The following is a 26,772-nucleotide window of genomic DNA, read 5'->3' as shown; positions in this document are numbered from 1 at the left end:
GAGCCGCTTGAACAGGCGCCGGTTCTCGGGGACCATCGTGATGCCGCGCGCCACCCGGTAGCTGGTCGGGCGGTCGTTCACGACCTCGCCGTCAAGCACCACCTCGCCCGAGGTGGGCTTGAGCATGCCGAGCAGTGTCTTGAGCGTGGTCGACTTGCCGCTCGCGTTGCCGCCCAGCAGGCACACCAGCTCGCCCTCGTAGATCAACAAGTCCACGTCGCGCAGCGCATGCACCGCCCCGTAGTGCGCGTTCACCCTGCGCATCTCCAGCAGCGGGATGCGCACGCCGGGATGTGCGTCGGGGCTGGGGACGGAGCTTGCGCCCGGCTTGGCCTCGGGGCTCTGCTCGTCGTTCATGCCGACGCCCCGTGGCCCAGGTACGCCTCGACGACCTGGGGGTCGGCCGACACGTCGGCGTAGTCGCCCTCCGCGATCTTGACCCCATGGTCGAGCACGATCACCCGGTCCGAGACCTCGCGGACCACCTCCATGTCGTGCTCGATGACCACGATGGCAAATCCCCACTCGTCGCGCAGCCGCCCGATCAGGCCGGTCAGCTCGGCCGACTCGGTGGGGTTCATGCCCGCCACGGGCTCGTCCAGCAGGATCAGCTTGGGCTGGGTGGCCATAGCCCGGGCAATCTCGAGGCGTCGCCGGTTGGCGTACGACAGCGTGAACGCGGGCTGGTCGAAGCGGTAGCCCGTGAGCCGGTTCCCGAAGAACGACAGCACCTGCTTGCCTCGCTCGGCGATCTCCTCCTCCTCGCGACGAAAGGCCTTCGTCCACAGCAGCGCCCCCACGACGCTTTGGCGCGTCCGACAGTGCTGGGAGACCATGACGTTTTCGAGCACGGTCATGTTGGCGAACAGCCGGACGTTCTGGAATGTGCGGGCGATGCCGCGTGCGGTCACCCGGTTGGGGTCAAGGCCGATGAGCGACTCGCCCTCGAAGCGGATGTCGCCCTCCGAGGCCGACACGGTGGCCGTGATGGCATTGAACAACGTGGTCTTGCCGGCACCGTTCGGCCCGATCACCGAGACGATCTCGCCGGGATACACGGCGAGATCCAGCCCGTCGAGCGCTGTGAGGCCGCCGAAGTCGACGCTGAGGCCTCTCGTTTCCAGAAGCGGCTGCTCTGGCGGGGCGTCGTGGCTCATGACTCCCCCGCAACCGTCCGGCCGGCCGTGGCACCCTTGTCGTCGTCTGCTTTCTCATCGTCGCCGGTCTGGCCTCGCAGCCAGGCGTCTTGGGCCATCTCCTCCTGATGCAGCTCGCGAGTGCGGCGCACACTCGGGATGAGCCCCTCGGGCCGGGCCAGCATCATCCACACCAGCAGCGCCCCGTAGATCAGCAGCTTGAACTCGGAGAACTCTGCCAGCAGGCCTGGCTGTTTGGGCCCTCCCAGCACGCCGATCAGCACTGCCGAACCGGCGATGACGCCGACGATGCTGCCCATCCCGCCGAAGATGACCACCACCAGGATCACTATCGACACCAAGATCAGGAAGCTGGAGGGGAACACCGAGCCCACCTTCGCCGCGAAGATCGCCCCGCTGAACGAGCCGAGCACCGCCCCCACTACGAACGCCAGCAGCTTGACGTTGACCGTGTTAATGCCCATCGCCTCGGCCACGGTCTCGTCCTCGCGCACCGCCATCCAGGCCCGCCCGATGCGCGAGCGCTCCAGCCGCCACGAGACGTAGATTGCGATCGCGCAGAAAGCCAGCACCAAGTAGAAGACGCTGCGCGGATCGGTGCCCGACACCTCAGCGAGGCCGAAGATCTCCGCACCGGGAATGTTGGTGATGCCCTGTGAGCCGCCGAACCAGCCCGACAGCCAGTCCGACAGGAACAGCAGCCGGATGATCTCGCCGAAGCCGAGCGTGACTATGGCGAGATAGTCGCCGCGCATGCGGATGACCGGCGCGCCGATGAACAGGCCGACCAGCCCGGTCAGAATCACGACGCCGATGAGTGCAACGAACCATGGCAGCTCGGGGTTGATACGCGGTGAGGCAGCAGCGGTGAGGACTGCAGCGCTGTAGCTGCCGACGGCGAAGAACGCCACGTAACCCAGGTCCAATATGCCGGCGAGCCCGACCACCACGTTGAGACCCAACGCCAGCAATACGAACAGGCCCACGTTGGCCAGCAGCTCGTTGGTGAGCTTGCCCGCGAACATCGGCAGGATCACCAACACCGCTCCGGTAGCCAGGATCAGCCCGAGATGCGCTCGGGTGCGGGCCGGGCCTTCGAGCGAGTCGATACGGGCCTTTGCCCCCTTGACGCGGCCGCGTCCGACCACGGCGAGCACGGCTGACCCGATCGCCAAAGCGATCGCGCCGGTGACGGTCAGCCCGCCGCGGGGGGCGTAGAACCACTCGACCGGCCCTTCGAGACCCATCCCCTCGGCCAGGTCGGTGGTCAGCGATTCCAGCACCGCAGCGCCGAACAGCGTGAGCACCACCGTCCACAGAATCCGCTTGGCGAGCGGCGGTATCACACGCAGCAGCCCGCCCAAGGCACCGATCACCGCGCCCACAGCGAGCCAGATCACCACCGCGAACACGGTGCCGCGGTTGAACGCCAACAGGTCCGCCAGGATCGGGCTCCAGTTGACCAGCGGCTCGCGCAGATCGAAGTTGGCAATCAGGATCGCCAGCAGCGACAGCCCCCCGCCGACCACCGCGCCGCACGCTGCCCCGCCGACCACCTCATAGGTGCCGGGTCGGTGGAACGGCACACCCTCGCGGCGGACCTGATACCCGACGCGGCTTCCCACAGCGAACGGCAGGACCACAAGCGACAGGTACCCCAGACTGAGGATGCCCTCGATGATCGCCCGGCCGTCGAGCTTGACGGGCATGTTGGACAGCGAGATGAAGATCTGCCCGACGGCGCCCACCGCACCCATGCGGGCGATGCGTCCCCAGTCCTGCGCGAACGGCGGGCGCGGCGGCGAGTCATTGCTGGCTGTGCTCGCCGCGGGCCCCGGCGTCGGCTGCGGCCCAGTTTCGGGCGGCACTGTGAGACTCATGCCCGGTCCTCCGCAGGGAGCCGCTCGCCGAACAGGCCGGCCGGCTTCACCAGCAGCACGATGATGAGCATCGAGAACGCAACCGCGTCACGCAGCTGCGACACGCCGCTCACGCCCAGCGGCTCCAGGATCAGCAGCGGCCCGACCGACTCGGCCACGCCGATCGACAGCCCGCCCGCCATCGCACCACCCAGATGCCCGATGCCGCCCACCACCGCAGCACTGAACGCTTTGATGCCCGGCAGGAAACCCGTCGTGTGGATGACGCTGCGGAACAGAATCCCCCACAGGATCCCAGCCATCCCCGCCATGGCACCGCCCACCGCAAACACCTTCACGATGGTGCGGTTCACGTCGATTCCCATGAGCGCCGCTATCTCGGCATCTTCGGCGACGGCACGCATCGCCTTGCCGGTCTTGGTGCGGTCGACGTAGTACCACAGCGCTGCCATCGACAGCGCAGCCACGACCACCACCAGGATCTTCGCCCCCTCAATCTGCAGGAACGTGTGCTTGGCCTTCACCCAGTCCGGCACGTCGGGGTAGGACTTGCTGGCGGGCCCCAGCAGCACCACAGAAGCGTTCTGCAGGAAGAACGACACGCCGATCGAAGTGATCAGCGGGATCAGCCGCGGCGAGCCGCGCAGCGGGCGGTACGCGACCCGTTCCATGATCACCGCCGTCAGCGACGACACGATGATCGACACGACCACGATGAACACCAGTGAGCCGATGAAGTTCGACTCCCACAGCCCGGCATCGGCCAGCTTGTTCGAGGTGATCATGCCGGTCATGGCGCCCACCATGAACACCTCGCCATGGGCGAAGTTGATAAACCCCAGCACGCCGTACACCATCGAGTAGCCCAGCGCGATCAGCCCGTACATCGAGCCCTGGGCAATTCCCGATACGACCAGCCCCCGGAACTGGGCGCCGGTCAGGCCGGTCGCATCGGGATTCGCCCACCGGGCGAACGGATTGTCGGGGTTGATCTCCTGGGCAATAAAGGCCGCAAAGCCGACAGCGAGGACAATCAGCACCGCCGCCCGGATGACGGTGAGGAACCAGTCGACCCGGGTGCGGGGCCGCAGCAGTCGGGCGCGCACCGCCTAGAGCTTTTCTCCTCGGCTCACGGTGCGAAGGAGAACACCACGTTGTCCATGCTGGCCTCGGCGTTGTCCTCACCGCCGATGTTCTGCACGACGGTGATGCGAGCCGCACCGCAGTCGCCGAAGTCGTCGCAGTTGATCGTGCCGATCAAGCCGCTGTAACCCTCGACGCTGTTGAGGTGGTCGCGGATGCCCTGGCGGTCGACTACGAGCGTGTCACCGTCGAGATAGGAGGCCGCCGCAATCGCGTCCAACAGCAATGTTGTTGCGTCGTAGCCGTGCGCCCAGAACGGTGCTGCCGGAGACTCGCCCCAGCGCTCCTCGTAGACGGCCAGGAAGTCTTGCGCCGTCTTACCGGTGCTCTGGTTGACATTCTCGCCGAAGCGTGTGTCCGGACCCGAGAAGTACATGCCCGCGGTCTGCGACAGCGCCAGGTAGTTGGTGTTGAGCAGCCCGTCAGCGGCCAGCAGCACCGTGTTCTCCAGTCCCGAGACTCCCGGCGCCTGGTCGGCGATGAAGTCGCCTGCCGGCTGGAAAATCGGGAAGAACAGCGCCTCGGGACCGCCCGCAGCGATCTCGGTCAGCACCGGCACCATATCGGTGTCTTCCTTGTTGACCGCTGAGAACCCGGTCATGGTGCCGCCCTCGGCCTCGAATGCGTCGGCAAAGGCCTGCGCAAGTCCCTGGGTGTAGGGGTCGCCGTCATGGATCGCCGCGGCCGTGGTCAGCCCCAGCTCGCCGAAGACGAACTTCGCCATGGCAGCGCCCTGGAACAAGTCGTTGTGAGCTGTGCGGTAGTAGCCGACGTTGTAGTTCTCGCCCGGCGTTCCCGCCAGGTCCGATGTGAGCGCAGGCGACGTGTTGCCGCCTGAGATCAGCACCATGCCGGCGTCGGTGATGAGCGGCGCCGCTGCGACGGCAGCGCCTGAGCACGAGGTGCCGATGACGCCGAGCACGTCTTCGTCAGCAACGATGATCTGGGCTGCTGCCTGACCGCCGTCGTTGGAACACAGATCGTCGAGCCCGGTGCCCAAGTCGACCTCGAAGCCGTGGATCTGTCCGTAGTCCTCGATCGCCAGCATGACCGCACGTTCGAGCGGCAGACCGAAGAACGCGACATCTCCGGTGATGGCGTTGAGCGAGCGGATCTGGACCGCACCGCCCGATTCAACCGTGACGACACCGAGGGAGCCGTCGCCGAGATGGTCCATCATCTCTTCTGACGGAGCCTCCGTGACCGCCAGCGCATCGGTCGCTGGGGGCGCCGTCGTGGTCTCCGCATCGTCACTGTCGTCGCCGCACGCAGCGGCGAACAGCGATACCGCGAACAGCGTCGCTGCCAGCGTCAAGAGCTTTCGTTTCATGCGCAAATCCTCCCCGGTACGTCAGCCTGAGGACCCTGCGCAATGCGCTCGCGCCTCCAGCACTTGCGGCCTCAGCCGTCGGCTTCGTGCACAAGTGCCAGCATGGTTTGCCAAGCTGAATGCGTCTCTTCCTGAGCATAGATGACACGTGTCGTCGGAAGGTACCCAGTGAGCGCCTCTGTCGAACGCAATTGGCGGGCGGGCAGGATCTCGCCCGAGGCGCTGTTCGCCGTCGGCGCGGTGTCGCAGTATCTCGGCGCCGCCACGGCTTTCGAGTTGTTCGACGAGATGGGACCCAGCACCGTCGCACTGCTGAGGGTTGCAGGCGCCGGTGCCGTGCTCGTCGTGCTGCGGCGCTCGTGGCGGCGGCACTGGTCACGCATCGAGCTGGCGTGGACGGCCGCTTTCGGCGCCGCGCTGGCGTCGATGAACCTGTTCTTCTACCTCGCTATCGAGCGGGTGCCGCTCGGCAACTCCGTCGCCATCGAGTTCATCGGCCCGATTGCCGTCGCAGCTTTCGGCACCCGCACGTTGAGATCAGGTTGGGCGCTGGCGTTGGCAATCGCCGGGGTCGTGGTGCTGGCCGGATTCGCGCCTCCCGAGGCACAGCTCGGCGCGCTGTTCTCACTGATCGCAGGCACGCTGTGGGCGGGCTACATCATCCTGGGGCACCGGGTGGCCCGTTCGGGCATGGCAGTGGACGGGCTGGGCGTCGGCATGCTCATCGGTGCCGTCGTCATCAGCCCGGCTGGTTTCAGGGGCCTCGATGCCGGGGTGGGAGCGCCGCTGCTGCTGGCGGGCGGCGTCGCCGCGGGGGTGCTGTCGAATGTCATCCCCTATGGCATCGACCAGCTCGTGATGCAGCGTCTCGAACGGGCACGGTTCGCGCTGCTGCAGGCGCTGCTGCCGGTGACGGCGACGCTGATCGGGCTGGCGTGGCTCTCCCAGGTGCCGAGCCTGCGTGAGGTGGCGGGCATCGCAGCTGTCATCGCCGCCATCGTCATCAACCGCGAGTCCGATCCGACGCCGCGCGACGTGATTCCCTGAACAGCGCGGCCGTCTCAGAACAGTGGGTTGCGCCACGTCGACGCCGCCGCCAGCGCCCCAGCGAATGACGCCGATCCGGTGAGCGCCAGCAAGCCCCAGACCACCAGGGGCGAGCGGCGCGAACGTGTGTCGACAGGCTCGCCCGAGAGCCGCTCGGCGAGCGTGGGCAGGTGCTGGCGCCGGCTTGTGTCGCCGATGGCAAAACCGGCCAGCACGCCCGCCACCAGGCCGCCGAGATGCCCGCCGATGGAAATGCCCGGAATGAGGAATGAGATGAGGACGTTGATGATGATCAGGCTGCCCAGCCCGTCCTGCCACGGCTTGCCGCCGCGGAGGTACTCCACCACGAAGGCCGCGCCCATCAGGCCGTACACGGCGCCCGAAGCCCCCACGACAAAGGCGTCGGGCCGCAGGAGCAATGCGCCCGCTGATCCCCCGAGCAGGGACACGACGTAGGTGCCAGTCAGCAGCGCCGGGCCCACGGAGCGCTCGAGGCGTCTGCCCAGCAGGTACAGCACCAACATGTTGAACAGGAGATGTCGCAGATCGGCGTGCAGAAACGTGCCGGTGACGATCCGCCACCACTGCCCGAACTCGGCGATGTAGGGGCCCAAAGTGCCGTAACCGTCGAGCACCGAGTACCGCAGCGAGCTGCGGGAGAACGGCAGGACGCGCGCCAGCTCGTGGGTCCCGAAGAAGACCACGACCGAGACGGCGCCGAGCACGACCGTTGCCGCCGGCTGCCCGCCGCGTCCTACTCCGAGCCCGCGCACGGCCCTGAACCCTACGAGTCGCGCTGGTGCGAGCCAGTGCAGGCGGGTGCATACAGACACCGGCTGATGCTGGCCGGCGCAGACGGGTGCAGGCCGCACTAGCTTGATCTTGGCCGGGAAGCTCGTCCGGGTTCGCCGAAGGACCAGAGACTGTGTCGACGCTGCAGGAGGTCATGGCGCAGTTGCAGCTCGCCGGAACAGCGCAGAATCGCAAGGTGTACGCCCGCCACGGCGCCGCTGAGCCGATGTTTGGAGTCAGCTACAAGGACCTGGGCCGCATCGCCAAGCCGCTGGGGACCGACAAGTCGCTGGCCATCGACTTGTGGGACTCGGGCAATCACGACGCCCGCGTGCTGGGGCTGCGCATCGCCGATGCCGCTGCGATGACCAAGACGCGGGCGCGGCGCTGGCTGCGCGATGTCGACAACTACATCCTGGCCGAGGCGCTCGGCGGGCTGCTCGCGCAGTCGCCGCACGCGCGCGGGCTCAGCGACGAATGGCGAGACTCGCCCCGTGAGTGGCCCGCCTCGGTGGGCTGGTTCATCGTGACCTGCACCGCCGAGCAGACCGACGTGTGGTCGATCAGCGAGCTGCGAGATCTCGTCGCCCAGATCGAATCGGAGATCGGTGAGCGACCGAACCGGGTGCGGCACGAGATGAACGGCGTGCTCATCGCGATTGCGTTGCGAGACGACACCTTGCGACGCTCGGTGCTCGAAGTGGACAGCCGCATCGGCCCCATCGTGGTGGACCACGGCGAGACGGGCTGCAAGACGCCAGCCATCGCTCCCTACATCGACCGCACGCTGACGCATCGGCGCAAGATGGCGCAGCGGCGGGCCCAACAGGCTGCGGCCAAGGCGGCTGTGAAGGAAATCGCCTAGCCCTTGTCGCCGGAACCGACTGTTTCGCGCCTGTCAGCCCCTAGCTTCCGTCGCCGCAGTCACGCACGTCGAGGAGTCGCCGGGCGATGATCCGGGCCTCGTCCAAGTCGGCCACGAAATGCTCAGCAGGAACCGAGCGAAGGACGTTCAGCTCCCTGATGCTCGCCGCCTGCGACACCTCAATGCCCATCACGATGCATTTCGCGCCCCCCTCGACGGCGACATCGACCAGATTGCCCACCATGTAGGCGGCGCTGTCGTCCATGTAGCGCGTGTCGGTGAAGTCGAAGATCACCACCTCATGTTCGGCCACATCGGTGGTAATCGACTTGAGAAGCTTGATCGAGGACGCGGCGGTATAGGTGCCGCGCAGTGATAGCAACCCAGTGCGCGCAGCGAACGGATCTGGGCCGTCGAGGTCGAATCTGGGCAAGCCGCCGGCCCCGGCATCATCGCCGTCGTTCTCGGATTCGTCCGGAGCATTCAGGAACGTCATGTCCAGCAACGGGGTGGAGACCACCGTGTCGAGCTCGAATCGCTCGAATTGTCGGGCGGCAGTCATCGCCGCTGCGATGAGGCCGGCACCGACCGCCACGACGAGGTCAGCCACCATCGACAGGCCCAGCGTCAACACCATCACGCCGTACTGATCAAGCTGAACTCGGCGCACGCGAGTCAGGTACTGCCAGTCGATGATGTCGAAGCCGATCTTGATGAGAATGCCCGCGAGCACTGCGTGCGGGATGAGTTCGGCGTAGCTGCCGAGACCGAGCACCAGCGCGAGCAGCACCAATGCGCACAGCACGCCCGAGACCCGTGAACGTCCGCCGCCCTTGACATTGGCGACCGTGGCTGAGGTGGCGCCCGCACCGGGCACAGCACCGAAGAAAGCAGCGACGACGTTGGCGAAGCCGACGCCGATCAGCTCACGGTTCGGCTGATGCTGGTCTCGCGTCATCGAATCGGCGACCATCGCCGTCAACAGACTGTTGATCGAACCGAGCAGCGCGAGCGTCACAGCCGGCGCCAAGGCACCTCCGAGGTCTCCCCAGCCAAACTCGGGCATCTCGAACTCAGGCAGCCCGGAAGGTACGTGGCCGATGACGTCGACGTCACCGAACCACAGCACGCTGATCAGCGTGCCGATGAGCAATGCCGCTACTGAAGGGGGAAGCATCCGACGCAGTCGCCGCGGCCAGAACATGCACACGACGATGGTCAGCACGCCGAGCACCAGGGCACCGGTTTCAATGTTTCCGATGGCGTCGGGAAGCGAGCGAATGGAGGCCGACACCCCGCCGAGCGCCACGTCGCTTCCGAGGAATGGCACCAACTGGACTACGACGATGATGACGCCGACGGCGGAGGTGAAGCCTGACACCACCGGGTAGGGCGTATAGGCCACGTAGCTGCCAAGACGCAACGCTCCGAGCAGTATCTGGATGACTCCCGCAAAGGCGACGATCGCGAGCGCCTTTCCCAGGTCTTCGCCGGCGTAGTCGATGACAACAACGGACATCGCCACCGACAGCGGTGCAGTCGGTCCCGAGACCTGCGTCCTGGAGCCGCCGAAGACCGATGCCAGCAATCCGACGGCGATGGCGCCGTACAGGCCAGCGATCGCGCCGAGGCCCGAGGCCACGCCGAACGCCAGCGACAGCGGCAGCATGACCACCGCTGCGGTGAGTCCGCCGAAGACGTCCCCGCGCATCTGTTCCCCGCTGTAATCAAGCCTCCGCGTTCTCAGCGCTGGCATGTCAACGCCGGTTCAGGCCGTCCGCCGGGCTATTGGCCGATGAAGGTGTCCAACGCCGCGAAGACGGTGGCCTTGTCAGGGTCCACAAAGACGTGGGTCGCGCCCGAGCTGTAGAGGGAGTCTCCGATGCGTACCAGGACGCCGTAGCGGTTGACGGGAAGCCCCTGGAAGGTGGCCACGTAGTCGGTGCCGAAGGACTCGTCCCCGAGGCCCGGGTCTTCGCCGTAGCTGAACGAACCCACCGCGCCGGTCGTCGGCTCGGGGAACTCACCGCAGTCGACCAGCTCGGAGCGGTAGTTGATAAAGGCTTCCGAGGCCGCTTCAGGTGACTCGAATCGAGCGACCGAGACATCAAGAAATGGCCCCGTCAGCGGATCGGCCGCCCACATGGCTTCGGAATAGGCCACTGGCCCGATCCCGCCGTAGGCCGGGAACCCCGGACAGGTCTCGACCCGTGGTGTGTTGCTAGCGACTTGCAGGGAGTCGAAGCCGCCTGGCGTAGTGCCTTCAAGCAGGACGCCCTCGACCGCGGGGGGTAGCGCGTTCGCCACCGGCGCAGCCTCGGTCGTCGGGGGCGGCGCTTCGGTAGTCGTCGGGGGCGGCATCTCGGTCGTGGGCGGCGGCGCCTCGGTCGTCGTCGGGGGCGGCGCCTCGGTCGTGGGCGGCGGCGCCTCGGTCGTCGCGACCGGGTCCGGCGCCGCCGCTTCGGTGACAGGAGGCGGACCGTCGTCAGAGCCGCCGCACGCGGCAGCTACGAGGGAAAGCACAACGTACAAAGCGCAGATGCGTCGCATAGGGGCAGACTAGGACCTGCAGCATTGTGAAGAGAGGTGCACAGTGAAATTCGGAATGACACTGGCCAACACGGGCCCCAACGTCGAGGGCGATTCGGCGATCGCGTATGCGCAAGCGGCAGAGGCAGCCGGCTTCGAGTCGCTGTGGACGGTCGAACACGTCGTGGTGCCGGAGGGTTACCAGACGCCGTACCCGTACTCCGAAGACGGCAAGATGCCCGGCAAGCGGGACGACATCGACATTCCAGACCCGTTGATGTGGATGGCCTTCGTCGCCTCGGTGACCTCAGAGATCAAGCTGGGAACCGGGATTCTCATCGTGCCGCAACGCAACTTCGCCGTTACCGCAAAGGCCGTGGCGTCGCTTGATCGGCTCTCGGGCGGCCGGGTACTGCTCGGCATCGGCGCAGGGTGGATGAAGGAGGAGTTCGACGCGCTTGGCGTGCGATTCGAAGACCGCGGCTACATCACCGACGAGCATCTCGGCGCGTACCGCGCGCTTTGGCAACAAGACGTCTGCTCGTTCGATGGCGAGCACGTCTCGTTCGACCGCGTGTACTGCCGTCCCCAGCCGAAAGGGGACATCCCGATCATCGTCGGCGGCGACAGCAAGCGCGCCGCCCGGCGGGCGGGCGAATTCGGCGACGGCTTCTTCCCGGTTTCGGGTGACCTCGACGAGATGGCGATGCTCTTCGACCACGCGAAACGCTGCGCGGAGACGGCCGGGCGAGACCCCGACAGGCTCGACTTCACCACAATCGGTGCTGCTACTCCCGAGTGGGTGGAAAAATACGCGACGATCGGCGTGACCCGACTCATCACCAATCCGATGTCACGGTCCAAGTTCGATGACTTCAGCCGGGACATCATCACCGCATACGCCGACGCCTGAACCTGCAAGCGAGATTCAACTTGTGCTTGAAGCTCACTCTGTGCTCGAGGCCCTGTTCGACTACATCGAGGCGTCACCGTCGCCATTCCACGCGGCTGCTGCTGCCGTGGATCGGCTGAGAACTGCTGGCTTCGCCGAAGCCGCGCGCAGCGACGACTGGAGCGACTTCGACTTCACCGCTGGATTCGCAATTCGAGACGGCGGCACCGTGTTCGCCGTACGTGCCAGTCCGGACGTCAACCCGCAGGAGCTGCGCTTCAACGTGATCGGCGCCCACACCGACAGCCCAAACCTGCGCATTCGCCCGCAACCCGATAGCGGCACGCTCGGCTATCGCCAGCTCGGCGTGGAGGTCTACGGCGGTGCACTGCTGAATTCGTGGCTGGATCGCGACCTGGGCCTGTCGGGCCGAGTCGTCGTACGCGACTCGATGTCGGGTGACACCGCAACAGTGCTGTGGCGCTGCGACCGGGCTTTGCTACGAGTCCCGCAGCTCGCGGTTCATCTCGATCGGGAGGCGAACGACGGCTTGAAACTGGACCGCCAGCAGCACATGACCCCGGTGTGGGGGCTCGGCGAACCGAGCGCGCACGGATTCCGCGAGTTTCTGGCAGCCGAACTTGCGGTCGAAGCCGATGCAGTGTTGGCGTGGGATGTCATGGCACACGATCTCACCCCGCCAGCCCGCCTCGGCCAAGACGGCGAGATGTACGCGGCCGCTCGAATCGACAACCTCGCTTCGTGCCATGCAGCTATCGAGGCGCTGGCCGGGTGCGCAGAACAGCACGACGACACCGCTGGCGTCGTCGTGCTATTCGACCACGAGGAGATCGGCAGCTCTTCTGCTACCGGCGCCAGCAGCCCGATCTTGGCCGACGCGCTGGAGCGCATCGCTCAAGGCCTCGGTGCCAATCGCGAGCAGTACCTGCGCTCGGTGGCTCGTTCGCTGTGCGTGTCAGCCGATGGAGCCCATGCCGTGCATCCGAACTATCCCGAGCGCCACGAACCCGGTCACCTGCCGGCGCTGAACGGCGGCCCAGTCGTCAAGACGAACGCGAACGTGCGCTACGCCACTGACGCGCGCACTCATGCTCGCTTCGTGGCAGCATGCGGCGCCGCCGGAGTGCCCCATCAGGTCTATTCCCACCGTGGCAATCTGGCGTGCGGCTCAACCATCGGGCCGATCACGGCCTCCCGACTGGGAATGAGCGTCGTCGATGTCGGCTCGCCGCAGTTGTCGATGCACTCGGCCCGCGAACTCGGCGGCAGCGACGACCCCGCGATGCTGACTGCGGCGCTCGGCGCTTTCCTCGCCAACGGCTGAAGCCGGCCCAGCGCTCAGATCCCGGCTTCGCCTCAGGCGACGGGCAGGCTATCGCACCTCAGAATGCCCAACGCCTTGCTACCCGCTCTAGTTCGCTGCGCTCACGGGCCGCTCAGGCCCCGGCTTCGCCTCAGGCGTGGTGCAAGTAGTCGTCGAGGTGTGAGCAGTCGTTGAAGCGGCGCAGCACCCAGTCGCCGTCGCAGCAAACGACCTGTGTGACCGAGCAGTTGTCGGAGCCGCCGAACGAGAACGGCGTCGACCCCGTGATGTGCGCCAGAACGGCCCCGATCACCCCGCCGTGAACGCATGCGGCCACGAGCTGATCGGGATGCGCGGCGGCGATGCGCCCAAGCGCGCCCATGCACCGTCCGACGAGCTGCTCGTTCGACTCAGCGCCGGGAATGACGTCCCATCGCCGCTCGATGTGCAGCCGCTCGTACAGCGGATGGTTGTCGGCTGCGTACTGGCGGATCTTCCCGCCGTCCCATTCCCCTAGGGCCACCTCGCGCAGGTCGGGCTCGATGGTGGGAGTCATGCCGAGGCGCTCGGCCAGCGGCGCAAAGGTCTGCTGGGTGCGCTGCAGCGATGACACGTAGAGCGCGTCGATTGGTTCGGTAGCCAGCCGGCGGGCCATCATCGCAGCCTGGCTGTGCCCCGCCGGGGCCAGCGCGGGATCGCCTTGATCGCCCAGCATCGGGAAGGGCTCGCCGGGAATGAACGCCTGAGACGCGCCGTGGCGTACCAGCAGAACTTCGGTGGCACCCGGCGGCCGCATCCACCGCTGCTGCTCAAACTGGCGCACCTCGGTGTCGGAGGCCGCGGCGTCGTCGTCGTATGCCTCGCCGGAGGGTGCGAGGCCGTCTTCGAATTGGGTCACGGCGGCAAGCTAGCCCCGGCAGCGCCGTCGCCGACGCAAGGTCCGGCCGCGGCCTGTGATCAGTGCGCTATCGGCCCGTGACGGCGTTTACTCGATCTGGTAGGCGGCTTCGCCGTGGTCGCTGACATCGATGCCGGCCATCTCCACCTCGGCCGAGACCCGGATGCCCATGGTGAGCTTGATCACCGTTGCGATGATCCATGTGGCCGCAAACGAGTACAAGGTGACCACGGCGATCGACAGGACTTGATTCCACAGCAGCACGCCGCCGCCGAAGAACACCCCGTCGATGAAGTCCTGAGTCTCTCCAGGAGCGGCGGGCACCGCAGACGAGTCGGCGAGGAAACCGAGCAGGATGCCGCCCACGGCGCCGCCCACCCAGTGAATGCCGACCACGTCGAGGCTGTCGTCGAAGCCGACCCTGAACTTGGCCTCGATCGCGAAGAAGCAGATGACGCCGGCGATTGCGCCGAACGCCAGCGAGTGCATCGAGCCGACGAAACCCGCCGCCGGTGTGATGGCCACGAGCGCCGCCACAACGCCCGAGGCGATGCCGATGGTGGACACTCGCTGGTGCCGTGCGTACTCGGCGAACGCCCAGCCGACCATGCCGGCTGCTGCCGCAATGAACGTGTTGACGAACGCCTGCGCCGCAGCGCCGTCGGCTGACAGCGCCGAGCCGGCGTTGAACCCGAACCAGCCGAACCACAAGATGCCCGCGCCCAGCATGACGAAGGGCACGTTGTGGGGCACGGGCCGGTTGTCGGGCCAACCTGAGCGCTTGCCGACCACCAGCGCCAGCGCCATGGCTGCCGCGCCGGCGTTCACATGGATCGCCGTGCCGCCAGCAAAGTCGTGCGCCGGCAGGTTGAAGATCCAGCCGTCAGCGCCGTACACCCAGTACACGACCGGCGAATACACCAGCAGCGACCACACCGGGACGAACACCATCCAGGCAGAGAACTTCATGCGGTCTGCGACAGCGCCCGAGATGAGGGCCGGGGTTATGGCTGCGAACGTCATCAGAAAGCCGAACGTGGCGAGCCCTTCGGCGTCGTGAATGCCAGCCATGCCAGCCAGCGAGAAGTCGCCGATGATCGGCAGGCCGCTTTCGCCCGCCGCGAGGCTGTAGCCCACGAGCACCCAGATGACAGGCACAATGCCGAGACACCACATGTTCATGTTGAGCATGTTCAGTGCATTCTTGGCACGGACCATGCCGCCGTAGAACAGCGCCAGACCCGGCACCATGAATAGCACCATCGCCGCGGACGTCAATATCCAAGCGATATTGCCTTCCATCACATCCCTCCTCGTCGCGCATGGACGCGCCAGTGGACAGTTCAGAGGCTGATCCGAACATCATTGCAGGTCAACCGCCCCGACACTGTGTTCTGCGGTGGCCCGCAGAACTGCCCACGCCTCGGCCCGAGGGTCTATGGGGCTCCGGAGGATGCAGCATCGAGCGCCGCTTGGAGATCGCCCAGCAGGTCGGTGACCGTCTCGAGCCCGACCGACAGCCGCACCAAGTCGTCGGGCACCTCGAGGACCGAACCGGCGGCCGAGGCATGGGTCATGGCGCCTGGATGCTCGATCAGCGATTCGACTGCACCCAGTGACTCCGCCAACGTGAACACCCTCGTCGAAGTGACGACGCGCTCGGCTGCGTCACGCCCGCCGTGCAGCCGGAACGACACCATGCCGCCGAAGGCGCTCATCTGCCGGCAGGCGACGTCGTGGCCAGGGTGATCGGGTAGTCCCGGGTACAGCACCGAGCGCACAGCGGGGTGCGCCTCGAGGAGCTCGACGATCGCCTGCGCGCTCGCGCTGTGACGGTCCATACGTACGCCGAGCGTCTTGACACCTCGCAGCGCCAGGTAGCAGTCGAACGGGCTCGGCACCGCGCCCACGGCATTCTGGGTGAACACCAGGTGGTCAGCCAGCCCGTCGTCGTTGGTGGCCACGAAGCCGCCGACAACGTCGCTGTGCCCGCCGATGTACTTGGTGGCCGAATGCACGACGACATCCGCGCCGAGCGCCAGCGGCTGCTGCAAGTAGGGCGTGGCGAACGTGTTGTCCACCACGACGACGCCGCCCAATTCGTGCGTGACGGCGCAGATGGCCTCGATGTCGAAGACCGTGAGCAGCGGGTTGGTGGGTGTCTCCAGCCACACCATGCGGGTGCTGGGCGTCCAGGCGTCGCGGATCTTGTCGGGCGCGGTGAGATCGGTTGCCGCCATACCGACGCCTGCGTTGCCGAACACCGTGTCGATGAGCCGGAAGGTGCCCCCGTACGCGTCGTCGCCGAGCAGCAGGCTGTCGCCCGGTCGCAGCACCCGAAGCAGCGCATCCGATGCCGCCAGCCCGCTGGCGAAGGCGAACCCGTGACGGGCACCCTCCAGCGACGCGACGCACACCTGGTAGGCGTGCCGGGTCGGGTTGCCGGTGCGGCCGTACTCGTAGCCGTGGCGGGGCTGGCCGACAGCATCCTGTGCAAAGGTCGTGGCCAGCGAGATCGGTGTGACCACTGCACCGGTGTAGGGATCGTGGGGCTGGCCCGCCCGAATCGCCCGCGTCTCGAAGCCGAACTCGTCGGGATCCTCGAATCCCGACACCTGTGGATCGCCGCCCAACATCAGCCTTCCCCCAGTTCACCCGGCGGGCTGACGTCGACCTCGTCGCCCGGCTGCAACCCGCGGGACTTCAGCCAGTCGTCGTCGAAGACGCGGCTGAGGTAGCCGCGTCCCGAATCGGGAATGAGCGTGACCACCAGCGACACGCCAGCGAGGCCCGCAGCGTCAAGCTCGGCGGCGACGCGCAGCGCGCCGGTCACCGCAGTGCCGCCAGAGCCCCCGACAAGCAGGCCCTCGGTGCTGGTCACTCGCCGGGCCATGGCAAACGAGTCGGCGTCGGTCACCGGCAACACCCGGTCAACGATCTTGGCGTGGTAGGTGGTGGGCCAGAAGTCCTCGCCGATGCCCTCCACGAGATAGGGGCTCCCGTCGCCGCCTGCGTAGACCGACTCGGGCGGATCGGCCACGATGACCTCGATCGCCGGGTTCTGCTCTTTGAGGAAGCGACCGACACCGCTGACGGTGCCTCCAGTACCTGCGCCGGCGACAAAATGGGTGACCCGCCCACCGGTTTGAGCCCAGATCTCAGGACCGGTGGTCTCGTAGTGCGCCTGAGGGTTGTTCTGGTTCGAGTACTGATCGGGCGAGAAGGCCCGGGGTGTTTCGGTGCGCAGCCGCGCCGCAGTGGAGTAGTACGAGCGCGGGTCTTCGGGATCGACCTTGGCCGGGCACACCACGACCTCGGCGCCGTAGGCACGCAGCAGAGCCACCTTCTCGGGCGCCACCTTGTCAGTGCACACGAACAAGCAGCGGTAGCCCCGCTGGGCGGCCACAACGGCCAGGCCCACGCCGGTGTTGCCAGAAGTGGGTTCGACGATGGTGTCGCCGGGCTGCAGGCGCCCGTCAGCCTCGGCGGCGTCGATCATGGCGACCGCGGCACGATCCTTCACTGATCCGCCGGGGTTGGCGGTCTCGAGCTTGGCTACCACCGGGGTAGCGATGTCGGGCGCCACCCGACCCAGCCGTACCAAGGGCGTCTGACCGACGAGATCGAGCACCGAAGACGCTATGTCCAAGCCTTCGAGGGCCCCGGGCATCGGACCGGCATCAGTCACGGCGTCACAGCCTACGAAGGGTGAACTCGCCGCGCCGCTGCGTCGAGACTTGTGCGGGAACGCCGCTCAAAATGGCCTGCCTGCACACGGAACGAAAGGTCCAGCTTCGTTGCGCAGATTTGCCGGAGGGTCAGGAGGCGGGGTCGGCGAGGCCGGCGAGCGGGGAGAGGTCTGTGTTGAGCAGCTCGACACCGCCTTCGGGCAGTACCGAGACTTCGTGCCACAGGCGCAACTTCGGCGGTCGGCCGAGGAGCTGAACCGTTGAGAGAAACGAGTGGAAGATCGCCAGGTGCGTGGAGTGCGATCGCGACCACGCTTCGAGCGAGGCCAGGTCTTCGAACCATCCGACGAAGCTGGTCGATTCGAGGTCTTCGCCGTCGATGGTCTGCTCCCGCAGGAAGCGGCTGGAGATGCAGCCGGTGTCGGGGTTGTTGGCCAGGAAGTCGATGCCGGCACGCAGCTTCGGTTCGATGTCGGTGAAGTACATCTCTCGCTCGTCGTCAAGGCATTCGTCCCACTTCTGTCCTGAGCGGATCAGGCACAGGTTGGCGGGCAGCGGCGAGCCCGGCGCCGCCTCGAATGGATCCTCAGCGCTGTCCGCCATGCGGTCTCGCGCTGCGCCCCAGTAGTCGTGCAACTCGGTGAGGTCCACCGAGGTCAGGTTGCGCACGCCCGGCAGCGGTCGCTTCGTCCCCGCGATGGTCTCCCAGCGATCTGCCGGAATGACGGCCGTCTCGCAATAGACCCCGGCTCGGTGGAGCACATCGCAGTCCTGCCGCCAACGCTCGTAGACCGCCGGATCGACCCAGTAGGCCATGAATACGGTCTCGACATCACCCTCGGCCTCGGCTGCGTCATCGCCCTCGTCGGTGAAGTTGACGATGCGAGCACGCTCCACGTGATCGGGCCGGTCGTCGCCACCAGTCAGTGCCGCTTGCAGATCTGGCAGGGTCTCATCGTTGCCGGGACCCTTCGAGAAGATCATCGAATAAGCCGTCAGCTCGGGAAAATCGACGACGCACCACGCCGGAGCGCTCGGCGTATGCCCCTCGGGCCGGTTCGCTGCCATCAGCCAGCAGGTGCCGTCATGCTGCGGCGGCCGCTCGGCGAGTTGCGCTCAGGCGCCGAGTTCGGCGGCGCGGGCCCGGAACTGCTCGACGTTGGCTTCCTTGATGTCCTCGTAGCCGCGGATCATGTCGGGAAGCTGTGCGATCTCGACGGCACGGGCGTACGCAGCGCTGTCACCGCTCGCCAGTGTGTCGAGCGCCCGTGAGATCATCCCGCGGTACTCGTCGATCAGCTCTCGCTCCATCTTGCGATGAGCGGTCTTGCCGAAGATGTCGAGCGCCCCGCCGCGCAGGCCCTTCATCCGGGCCAGCAACGCGAATGCGACATCACCGGAGCGGCCGAGGCCGATCTTCTTCTCGACACCCATGCGCCGCATGATCGGCGGGTGCAGCTTGTAGGTGACCTCGGTCTTGTCGCCGAACTGGTCGCGCACGGCCTGCTGGAAGGCGTTGTTGCGATGCAGGCGGGCAACTTCGTACTCGTCCTTGTAGGCCATCAGCTTGTGCAGGTACCGGGCCACGGTCTCGCTGAGTGCGGTGTCGTCGCCCGCAGCAGCCTCGGCCTCGCGCACCTTGGCCACGAACTCGGCATAGTCCGCCGCGTAGTCGACGCTCTGGTACCCGACCAGGTCGGGCACACGGATACGCAGCAGCCGGGCCAGTTCTTCGGACTGATCGGGAACCGAGTCGATGAGCTTCTGCTCCCGCTTCGACGGACCGCTGTCGCGCTTCACACGGCCACCGCGCTCCACGTGCAGCGTCGCCATGAAGTCGGGATCGAGCACGATCTTGCGGCCGATGCGGAACGCCTGGGTGTTCATCTCGACGGCAACGCCGTTGAGCTCGATGGCCCGCTCGATCGCCGAGGCGCTGATGGGCACCACGCCCGACTGGTAGGCGGCGCCGAGGACCAGCACGTTGGCCGGCATGTGCGAACGGAACAAGTTGTCCGACAGCGTGCCTGCGTCGAAGTAGATGTTGCGCTCGGGCGTAGTGGCATCGTCGATGGAACGCTGGAAGGCCGTCCACTCCGGGAACTCTGCGGAGGTGTCGCGCACCATTGCGCTGGTCGGCACTTTCGACGAGGACACCAATGCAACCGTGCGGCCCGCCTGCGCCTTCTCGAGGTTGACCGGGTTCGTGCCCGACAGCAGGTCGAACACGATGTAGGCGTCGGCCTCGCCGGTGCCGATCTTGTTGGCTTCGCCGGCATCAGCGCCATCGGGAGCGTCGGCATCGGGAGTGCTGCCGAGGCGGCGGACCTTCAGGTTTGACACCACCGGGCCGCCCTTTTGGGCAAGCCCCGTTTGGTCGAGCCCGTTGGCCTGCTTGCCGTCGAGCAGCGCCGCTGTAGCGAGCATCTGGTTCACGGTCACGACACCGGTGCCGCCGATGCCCATCATCAAGATGTTGCCCTCGTCGAGCCGATTCGGCTCAGGCAGATCGTCGCCGATGTCGTCGACGGCTGCGGTCGCCTTGGTGGGCACCTTGCCGCCGGGCACCACCTCGATGAACGCCGGGCAGTCACCGTCGAGGCAGGTGAAGTCCTTGTTGCACGAGGACTGGTGAATCTGAGTCTTGCGGCCGAACTCGGTCTCGACCGGTTGCACGCTGAGGCAGCTGGACTTCTCGCCGCAGTCGCCGCAGCCTTCGCAGACGGCCTCGTTGATGAACACCCGCGTCGCAGGCTCGGCCACCTTGCCGCGCTTGCGGTCACGACGGAGCTCGGCCGCGCACGCCTGGTCGTAGATGAGCACAGTGCAGCCGTCGATGTCACGCAGCACCCGTTGCGCTTCGTCAAGCCGGTCGCGGTGCCAGACGTCGGTGTCGGGCGCGAACTGCGCGTCGGATGGGTACTTGGAGGGATCGTCTGCGACGACCATCACCTTGGCCACGCCCTCGGCATGCAGCGAACGAGTCAGCTCCGGCACCTCCATGCCGCCGTCCACGTCTTGGCCGCCCGTCATTGCGACCGCTGCGTTGTAGAGGATCTTGTAGGTGACGTTGGTGCCTGCCGCGACGGCTTGGCGCACGGCCAGCGAGCCGGAGTGATGGAACGTGCCGTCGCCGATGTTCTGGAAGCGGTGATCCATCGTCACGAACGGCGCTGCACCGACCCACTGAATGCCCTCGCCGCCCATCTGAGTAGTGCCGCGGACGTTGCGGGTGGGCGTCATGGCTGCCATGCCGTGGCAGCCGATACCGCCGCCGGCCTCGGAGCCCTCAGGAACCCACGTCGAGCGGTTGTGCGGGCAGCCCGAGCAGAATCCCGGGGTGCGGCCCGCTGCCTTGGCCCCGTCCTTGGTGGTCACCGCCAGCGGGATCGTGATGCGCTCGGGCACCGCAGGGCCGATGCCGTCGCCGCCGAAACGGTCCACTAGGAACGGCCGGATCTTGCGGGCGATGAGATCAGCATCCATCTCGCCGTGGCCGGGGAACCAAAAGCCGTCGGAGGCGTCGCGCTTGCCCAGGATGCGCGGAGCATCGGGCGTGCCGTAGAGGATCTCGCGCGCCAGCGTCTCGATGATCGAGCGCTTCTCCTCGACCACGACGATCACGTCGAGCCCGTGAGCGAATTCGCGCAGGCTGGTGGGCTCGAGGGGCCACACCACTGTCGGCTTGAAGATGCGGATGCCGCGGCGAGACAGCTCTGCCTCGCTGAGGCCCATGCGGTCGAGTGCCTCGCGCAGGTCGTAGTAGGTCTTGCCGGCCGCGACCAAGCCGACTTTGGCGTCGGGGCTGGTGACGGTCTGGCGGTTGAGCTTGTTCTCGGCCACGAACTTGTCGACTGCAACCATGCGGCCCTCATGGATTTCGAGTTCCATGCGCACGGCATTGGGGCCGAACAGGGCGTCTTGCTGGGTGTGTGCCCAGGGCTTGCCTTCCCATTCGAAGGCGGGGCGCCTGGCACTCACCCGTCCTGGTCCGACTTCGACGGTCGAGTAGCCGTCGGCCACATTGGTGACAATCTTCAGCGCCGACCAGAAGCCCGAGTAACGGGAAAGCTCGTAGCCCCAGCGGCCGTAGTCGATGACTTCCTGGACCGAGCCGGGGTACAGGATCGGCGTCTGGAAGTGAATAAGCACCGCCTCGGACTCGGACGCCAGCGTGGACGACTTGGAAGCCGGGTCGTCGCCCGCTACGAGCAGCACGCCGCCCTTGGGATCGACGCCGCAGACGTTCGCATGCTTGATGGCGTCGCCAGAGCGGTCTACTCCGGGGGCTTTGCCGTACCACATGCCCAGCACGCCGTCGTAGATGCCTTGGAAGTTGCGGTTGGCGAGCTGGCTGCCCCACACGGTGGTTGCGCCGAGATCCTCGTTGAGCCCGGGAACGAAGCTGATGTTGTTCTGCTTCAGTTCCTCGGCATTGCCGGTCATCAGCGCGTCGATGCCGCCCAGCGGTGAGCCGCGGTATCCCGACACCATCGCCGCGTTGTTGAACCCGTCTCGGCGGTCGGCGCGCAACTGGTCTAGCAGCACCCGCAGCAGGGCCTGCACACCTGACATTGCGACATCGCCTTCGGCGCGGTCGAAGCGGTCCTCGAGCTTGAAGTCTGCGAGTGCCATCGAATCCCCCTGATCCGCCGTCATGGCTTCCTGCGGAGGCTACCCGTCAGCCCAAATCGCTGCCCGTTGAACGAGGGCGCCGGGGATGAGCCTGACGGCAGATCAGCTCTTTGCCAGCAAGGCCGGCCGCGGGAGCGTGAAGGCCAAGCCGAGCGCGCAGGCATTCGAGGCGGCAGCCATGGAAAACGTCCAGCCGTAGCCGCCGGTGGTGCCGAGCAGCAGCTGAGCGACGTAGGGGCCCACCGCAGCGAACGAACCCGCCGTAGCGAAGAAGCGTCCCACGATTGCGCCGGCGTTGGTGCGGCCGAAGTAGTCGGCGACCAGTGCCGGGAACACCGCCACGCTGCCGCCATAGGACAGGCCGAACGCGATTGACGAGGCATAGAGCAGCACCAGCCCGTCGGACATCGCGATGCCGACGAAGGAGAACGTTTCCACCGCCAATGCCAGCATCACGGCGCGGCGACGGTCGATGTGGTCCGAAAGCGGGCCGGTCACGATGCGCCCGACGAGCCCGCCGATGCCAATGGAGCTGATGACGCCTGCCGACCACAGCGGTGAGAAGCCGAGGCTTCGGGCGTACTGAACGCCATGCGCGAAGGGCACGAACACCACGACGAAGGTCAGGGCGAACATGCCGAAGATGCGCCAGAACACCGAATTGCGCCACGCTTGGGCAGCGGTCCACGCAGTTGCGGGATTCTCGCCATTGGGCGAGCGCCGGCGTACTGCGTCCACGACGAACGCCGACGGTCTCGACACAATCCGCGAGCGCAGAGTGGGACGCTCAGCAGGATCGGGTGTGCGCCCGTCAGGTCGCTGGCCGATCGACTCAGGATCGCGCACGAACACCATTGCGGTCGCCGCCATGAGCACGCCGCTCGTCACCGCCATCACTGCGATAGCGGTACGCCATCCGTACTGCGAAACGAGCCACGCAGCGATCGGCGGCGCCACGATCCCCCCCGCGCTCCCGCCGGAGCCGACGATGCCGGTCGCCAGCCCGCGCCGATCGGTGAACCAGCGCACGACGGTGGCGTTGGCAGGCACCCACGACGACGACATGCCGAGGGGGGCGATCACCGCAAGGCCAATGAACACCATGGCCAGGCTCCCTGCGACCGAGAGCACCAAGTAGCCCGCTGCGAGCAGCACTGCGCCCAGGGCAATCACCCTGCGCGGCCCGAACCGGTCGGTGAGCTGTCCGGTCCAGGCGCTCGCGGCGCTGTAGGCGAGGATGTAGGAGGCATATGCGAGCTGCAGCCAACTCGCCGACCAGCCCTTGTCAGCGCTGATGGCCCCTTCGAACGTGCCGTAACTGAACTGGATGCCGTAGACAATGAACAGCACCCAGAAGCCGGCCCATGCCACACGCCAGCCGTGGAATGGCCGACCGATGAGTGGGTTCACGAAGCGTGCATTCTGGTGCGTGGCAGCCGCCGATGGCGGCGGCCGCTACATGTCGCCGGGCGTGATGTAGAACCAGATGGGGTGCTTCTCGCCGGCATCAGCCATGGCCTTGCGGGCAGCCAGGATGGTGCGGCCGGCTTCCGTCGAGGTGAAGAACCACCGAGCGCCGGCCCACGCAGCGGGTGCGTGCTCGGCGAGTGCCAATGCTGCAGTCTCGTAGTAGCCGCGGATGTCCTGGGCCACACGCGCGGGGATGCCCGGAATGCCGGCTTCCTTCCATGGGGTGCCCTCTGCAACATTGATGAACGACTGCACCGCTGAGGGAATGTCGTCCGCGCTGACGGTGCGGCCTGCGCCTGTCCTGTTGCCGAGCTTGGCCACTGCCCGGTCGTAGGCGGGCCGCAGGCCGTTGGCCTCGTCCACAGCGGGGTGCAGGCTGGGATCGTGGCGGGGCGGCAGCTCGCACGACATGGTCTCGGTGCCGTCGTCGGTGATGGACTCGGCGAATTTTTCCACGACCGGTTCGGACGAGCGCAACAGCCCGAAGGCGTGAGCCAGGACGCGGTGCTGAAAATCTGCGTCGTTGGGCTTGCCTAGCGGGCGGCCCAGCGGGAATTCGCACCAGAGCCCCCGGGGCGGGGCCGTGCCCTGGATGTGGGCGCCGATGGAGCCCAGCGCCACCGTGGCGATTCCGGCTTCCTCAAAGACGTGGGCGAGCGTACTCACGGTACGCGTGCACAACGGTCAGACAGGGGTGAACAAAGCGACGTCCACCTCCTGGTCGCGGAGAAACTTTGCGCCCGCAGGCCCGGAGTCCATCCGGACTGCGGAGAGGTCGAACTGGTTGCCCGCATAGGACAGGTGGATGTCGGAAACCTTGCCGATCGTGCCGTCGGCTGCGAGCTCATCGAGACGATCGATCGGGAACACCGTGTTGAGGTCGAGCGCAATGCCGGTGGCGTCGAAGTTGGGGCTCCAGTGGCCGCACATGTAGTCGCGGCGGCTGCCGTCGAGCACGCGATAGCCGGTGTCCATCGGTGCGAAGTCGTCCTGGTCGGGATGGTGCAGCGAGGCGGAGGTCACGATCGCCACCGTGGCCTCGGCCAGCGGTGGCGGCGTGGTGAACGCGGTTGTCTCAAAGTCGGGCATTTCGAGCCCGCCGGTCAGTGCCTTGACATCGGAATCAGCCATAGAGGCAACGCTAGGACTTGCGACAATGCCTTGCTCGGGAAGTGCGCCCGCTGCGGAGGCGGCAGGAGACTCTGCTCCAGCGATCCTGCAGGCGAGAGATGCGCACCGCACCGCATCTCTTGCCGACGTCATAGACGATTCACAGTGCATCCACTCGGGAACTGGTCGCAACGTCGCAAAGTCTCCTGCCGCCTCCGCTGCTATGGCATCTGTGTCAATCGGTTCAGGCGCTAGGCGGGTTGTTCCAGGCTGAGGGAGCGTTGGCGGAGGCGGCGCATTCCTCGCAGCCAGCGGTCTGGGTCTGAGGCTTTGCGTTCTACGTAGGTCTGGGCCTCGGGGTGGGACAGGATGAGGAATCGCTCTTCGGCCATGGCCTCGGTGATGACTTCGGCGACGAATTCGGGCTCGACGATGCCGTCGGTACTGCCGTCGGCGAGTCGCTGCGGGGCCATGGCCGTGTTGACGCCTTGGGGGCACAGCACAGACACGCGGATGCCGTCGTCGCCGTGGAGGATTGCTTCCATCTCGGCCAGCTTGATGCAGGCGGCCTTGGTGACCGAGTACGGCGCCGAGCCCATCGCAGCCAGCAGGCCTGCTGCGCTGGCGGTGTGGACCAGGTAGCCCTCGCCCCGGGCCAGCATCGAGGGCAGCACTGCACGAGCTGCGTACACGTGGCTCATGACGTGCAACTCCCACTGGGACTGCCATGCGTCGTTTGACGCAACCACCCCGCCTTCGGCGCCAGCGCCTGCATTGGAGAAGAACACGTCGATCGGGCCGTGCGTATCGAGCGTTTGCTCTACGAGGCGTGCGACGGCCGCCTCGTCGGTGACGTCCAACCCGACGCCTTCGCAGCCGAGTTCGGCTGCCACGGCTCCCGCAGCATCAGCGTTGTAGTCGGCGACCACCACATGGCGCGCGCCCTGCGCCAGCCAATGACGAGCGGTGGCGGAACCGATGCCGCCCCCTCCCCCGGTGATGATCGCTACCCGATCGCGCAGTTCCATTCCCTGTGCTCCTTGTTCCGCCTATCGGCTCAGCCTCTGCGGCTCGGCGGTGCCGATGCCGCCGATTTCCTCGCCGTCGTCGATGGCCTTGATCCGAGCCGCGTACGCCGTCTCGGCGAGGCGCTCGGCACCCAGGTACCGGCCGGGGCTGGCCCCGTCGACATGGCCCATGATCCCCCGGTACAGGCTGAACCCGCACAGGGCTGCCAGCTCTTCGGGCATATCGCGGACGTCTTCGGGAGTGAGGCTGTAGTACTGGTTCTGCTGCTGGCGCATCCAGCCCCGGCAGTACTGCACGCTGATTCCCAGGCGCCAGTCGTCTTCGGTGGTGTTGGCGCCGCCGCAATGCCAGGTGCCGCCGTTCACCACCAGCACCGAGCCAGCCCCCATCTCGGCGGCGATGTACTCGGGCTTCTCGCCCGGCTGGGGCTCGTGGTCGAAGCGATGCGAGCCGGGCACCAGGCGGGTGGCGCCGTTGGAATCGGTGAAGTCGGCGAAGGCCCAGATGGTCGTGACCATGAACGGCGGGCGCGGGCGCGGCACGTCGATCTGATCCACGAGGCCGTCGTCGGAGTGCAGGCCCTGGTGCACCTCGCCGGGGCCGATGTGCATGCAGGTGGTGCCCGACAGGATTGCCCCCGGCTCCATCAGCCGCTGCGGGAAGGGCAGCACGTTGCGGTGGATCGGCAGCTTCCAGAACGAGCGGTGCTTGTTCAGCAGGTTGTACATGCGCTTGGTGGCGAACCCCTCGATGCGGTTTCCCTTCGGTTGGACGTTCCGCTCCTCTTCGACCTGGGCGACGGTCTCGCAAATTTCGGTGACCAGCTCGGGTTCGATGGCGTTCTCGACAATGCAGTAGCCGTTCTCTTCGACTTCGTCGAGATAGCACTGGAGCTCAGTTTCGTTCGCTGTGAGATCGGTGATGCCGCTCATGGCACCAGTCTGGCAGGGAGCAGGTGCCATCGCCCCTCCTCATGAGGGTT

At 66.7% G+C, this 26,772-nt stretch carries 22 protein-coding genes and 1 pseudogene; 4 read left to right on the top strand and 19 right to left on the bottom strand.

Annotation, left to right across the window (positions count from 1 at the left end; all coding sequences use genetic code 11):
• The 5 genes from ACOOF5_RS00225 to ACOOF5_RS00205 all read right to left on the bottom strand — a co-directional run.
• Nucleotides 1-357 (bottom strand): ATP-binding cassette domain-containing protein (locus ACOOF5_RS00225; RefSeq protein ID WP_420435425.1); only part of this gene is annotated, 357 nt, incomplete at its 3' end.
• Nucleotides 354-1,157 carry an ABC transporter ATP-binding protein gene (locus tag ACOOF5_RS00220; RefSeq protein ID WP_420435423.1) on the bottom strand — a complete coding sequence of 268 codons (804 nt, stop codon included), beginning with the start codon at nt 1,155-1,157 and terminating at the stop codon, nt 354-356. The genes ACOOF5_RS00220 and ACOOF5_RS00225, both read right to left, overlap by 4 nt.
• Nucleotides 1,154-3,037 carry a branched-chain amino acid ABC transporter permease gene (locus ACOOF5_RS00215; protein WP_420435421.1) on the bottom strand — a complete coding sequence of 628 codons (1,884 nt, stop codon included), beginning with the start codon at nt 3,035-3,037 and terminating at the stop codon, nt 1,154-1,156. The genes ACOOF5_RS00220 and ACOOF5_RS00215 overlap by 4 nt, the downstream gene beginning before the upstream one ends.
• The gene (locus ACOOF5_RS00210; RefSeq protein WP_420435419.1) at nt 3,034-4,143 is read right to left on the bottom strand and encodes a branched-chain amino acid ABC transporter permease; all 1,110 of its coding nucleotides are present in this window, start codon (nt 4,141-4,143) and stop codon (nt 3,034-3,036) included. Before ACOOF5_RS00210 ends, ACOOF5_RS00215 begins: the two co-directional genes overlap by 4 nt.
• Nucleotides 4,144-4,166: 23 nt before the next feature.
• Nucleotides 4,167-5,510 (bottom strand): ABC transporter substrate-binding protein, encoded by a 1,344-nt coding sequence (locus ACOOF5_RS00205; RefSeq protein WP_420435417.1) that lies wholly within the window; start codon nt 5,508-5,510, stop codon nt 4,167-4,169.
• 168 nt (nt 5,511-5,678) lie between these two features.
• On the opposite strand from ACOOF5_RS00205, the gene ACOOF5_RS00200 reads away from it, so the two are divergent.
• Nucleotides 5,679-6,557: an EamA family transporter gene (locus ACOOF5_RS00200; protein WP_420435415.1), complete on the top strand. Its 879-nt coding sequence runs from the start codon at nt 5,679-5,681 to the stop codon at nt 6,555-6,557.
• 14 nt (nt 6,558-6,571) lie between these two features.
• On the opposite strand, the gene ACOOF5_RS00195 is transcribed toward ACOOF5_RS00200, so the two are convergent.
• On the bottom strand, nt 6,572-7,330 hold the full coding sequence (locus ACOOF5_RS00195; protein WP_420435413.1) for a rhomboid family intramembrane serine protease: 759 nt from the start codon (nt 7,328-7,330) through the stop codon (nt 6,572-6,574).
• Nucleotides 7,331-7,482: 152 nt separating this feature from the next.
• Between ACOOF5_RS00195 and ACOOF5_RS00190 the strand changes: the two genes are divergently transcribed.
• Nucleotides 7,483-8,214: a DNA alkylation repair protein gene (locus tag ACOOF5_RS00190; protein ID WP_420435411.1), complete on the top strand. Its 732-nt coding sequence runs from the start codon at nt 7,483-7,485 to the stop codon at nt 8,212-8,214.
• 40 nt (nt 8,215-8,254) lie between these two features.
• Here ACOOF5_RS00190 and ACOOF5_RS00185 read toward each other — a convergent pair whose 3' ends face one another.
• On the bottom strand, nt 8,255-9,925 hold the full coding sequence (locus ACOOF5_RS00185) for a SulP family inorganic anion transporter (protein WP_420435409.1): 1,671 nt from the start codon (nt 9,923-9,925) through the stop codon (nt 8,255-8,257).
• A 74-nt stretch (nt 9,926-9,999) separates the two neighbouring features.
• Nucleotides 10,000-10,764: a hypothetical protein gene (locus ACOOF5_RS00180; protein WP_420435407.1), complete on the bottom strand. Its 765-nt coding sequence runs from the start codon at nt 10,762-10,764 to the stop codon at nt 10,000-10,002.
• Between the two features lie 55 nt (nt 10,765-10,819).
• Between ACOOF5_RS00180 and ACOOF5_RS00175 the strand changes: the two genes are divergently transcribed.
• Both ACOOF5_RS00175 and ACOOF5_RS00170 read left to right on the top strand, forming a co-directional pair.
• Nucleotides 10,820-11,656 (top strand): LLM class F420-dependent oxidoreductase, encoded by an 837-nt coding sequence (locus tag ACOOF5_RS00175; protein ID WP_420435405.1) that lies wholly within the window; start codon nt 10,820-10,822, stop codon nt 11,654-11,656.
• 22 nt (nt 11,657-11,678) lie between these two features.
• Nucleotides 11,679-12,980 (top strand): M18 family aminopeptidase, encoded by a 1,302-nt coding sequence (locus tag ACOOF5_RS00170; RefSeq protein ID WP_420435403.1) that lies wholly within the window; start codon nt 11,679-11,681, stop codon nt 12,978-12,980.
• Nucleotides 12,981-13,110: 130 nt separating this feature from the next.
• On the opposite strand, the gene ACOOF5_RS00165 is transcribed toward ACOOF5_RS00170, so the two are convergent.
• The 11 genes and pseudogenes from ACOOF5_RS00165 to ACOOF5_RS00115 all read right to left on the bottom strand — a co-directional run bounded on the left by ACOOF5_RS00165 (nt 13,111) and on the right by ACOOF5_RS00115 (nt 26,752).
• Nucleotides 13,111-13,755, bottom strand: coding sequence for a histidine phosphatase family protein (locus ACOOF5_RS00165; protein ID WP_420435427.1), 645 nt, complete (start codon nt 13,753-13,755; stop codon nt 13,111-13,113).
• A gap of 189 nt (nt 13,756-13,944) precedes the next feature.
• Nucleotides 13,945-15,159, bottom strand: a complete 1,215-nt coding sequence (locus ACOOF5_RS00160; protein WP_420435400.1) for an ammonium transporter — start codon at nt 15,157-15,159, stop codon at nt 13,945-13,947.
• A gap of 134 nt (nt 15,160-15,293) precedes the next feature.
• A complete protein-coding gene (locus ACOOF5_RS00155; RefSeq protein ID WP_420435398.1) occupies nt 15,294-16,493 on the bottom strand; it encodes a cystathionine gamma-synthase in 1,200 nt (399 codons plus the stop codon).
• A gap of 38 nt (nt 16,494-16,531) precedes the next feature.
• Nucleotides 16,532-17,506, bottom strand: a pseudogene (locus tag ACOOF5_RS00150) (PLP-dependent cysteine synthase family protein); the annotation flags it as partial.
• A gap of 169 nt (nt 17,507-17,675) precedes the next feature.
• A complete protein-coding gene (locus ACOOF5_RS00145; protein WP_420435396.1) occupies nt 17,676-18,614 on the bottom strand; it encodes a phenylacetaldoxime dehydratase family protein in 939 nt (312 codons plus the stop codon).
• A gap of 48 nt (nt 18,615-18,662) precedes the next feature.
• Entirely contained in the window at nt 18,663-22,181 is a 3,519-nt protein-coding gene (locus ACOOF5_RS00140; protein ID WP_420435394.1) for an indolepyruvate ferredoxin oxidoreductase family protein, read from the bottom strand.
• A 102-nt stretch (nt 22,182-22,283) separates the two neighbouring features.
• Nucleotides 22,284-23,591 carry an MFS transporter gene (locus ACOOF5_RS00135; RefSeq protein ID WP_420435392.1) on the bottom strand — a complete coding sequence of 436 codons (1,308 nt, stop codon included), beginning with the start codon at nt 23,589-23,591 and terminating at the stop codon, nt 22,284-22,286.
• A gap of 45 nt (nt 23,592-23,636) precedes the next feature.
• On the bottom strand, nt 23,637-24,317 hold the full coding sequence (locus ACOOF5_RS00130) for a hypothetical protein (protein ID WP_420435390.1): 681 nt from the start codon (nt 24,315-24,317) through the stop codon (nt 23,637-23,639).
• Between the two features lie 18 nt (nt 24,318-24,335).
• On the bottom strand, nt 24,336-24,782 hold the full coding sequence (locus ACOOF5_RS00125; RefSeq protein ID WP_420435388.1) for a glycine/sarcosine/betaine reductase selenoprotein B family protein: 447 nt from the start codon (nt 24,780-24,782) through the stop codon (nt 24,336-24,338).
• Nucleotides 24,783-25,012: 230 nt separating this feature from the next.
• Nucleotides 25,013-25,789, bottom strand: coding sequence for an SDR family NAD(P)-dependent oxidoreductase (locus tag ACOOF5_RS00120; protein WP_420435386.1), 777 nt, complete (start codon nt 25,787-25,789; stop codon nt 25,013-25,015).
• 21 nt (nt 25,790-25,810) lie between these two features.
• Nucleotides 25,811-26,752 carry a phytanoyl-CoA dioxygenase family protein gene (locus tag ACOOF5_RS00115; protein ID WP_420435384.1) on the bottom strand — a complete coding sequence of 314 codons (942 nt, stop codon included), beginning with the start codon at nt 26,750-26,752 and terminating at the stop codon, nt 25,811-25,813.
• Nucleotides 26,753-26,772 lie beyond the last annotated feature (20 nt).

Source organism: Candidatus Poriferisodalis sp., assembly GCF_965214215.1.
Classification (GTDB): Bacteria; Actinomycetota; Acidimicrobiia; order Acidimicrobiales; family Poriferisodalaceae; genus Poriferisodalis.
The sequence above is the reverse complement of the archived record's forward strand: the minus strand, read 5'-3'. Positions and strand labels throughout refer to the sequence as shown.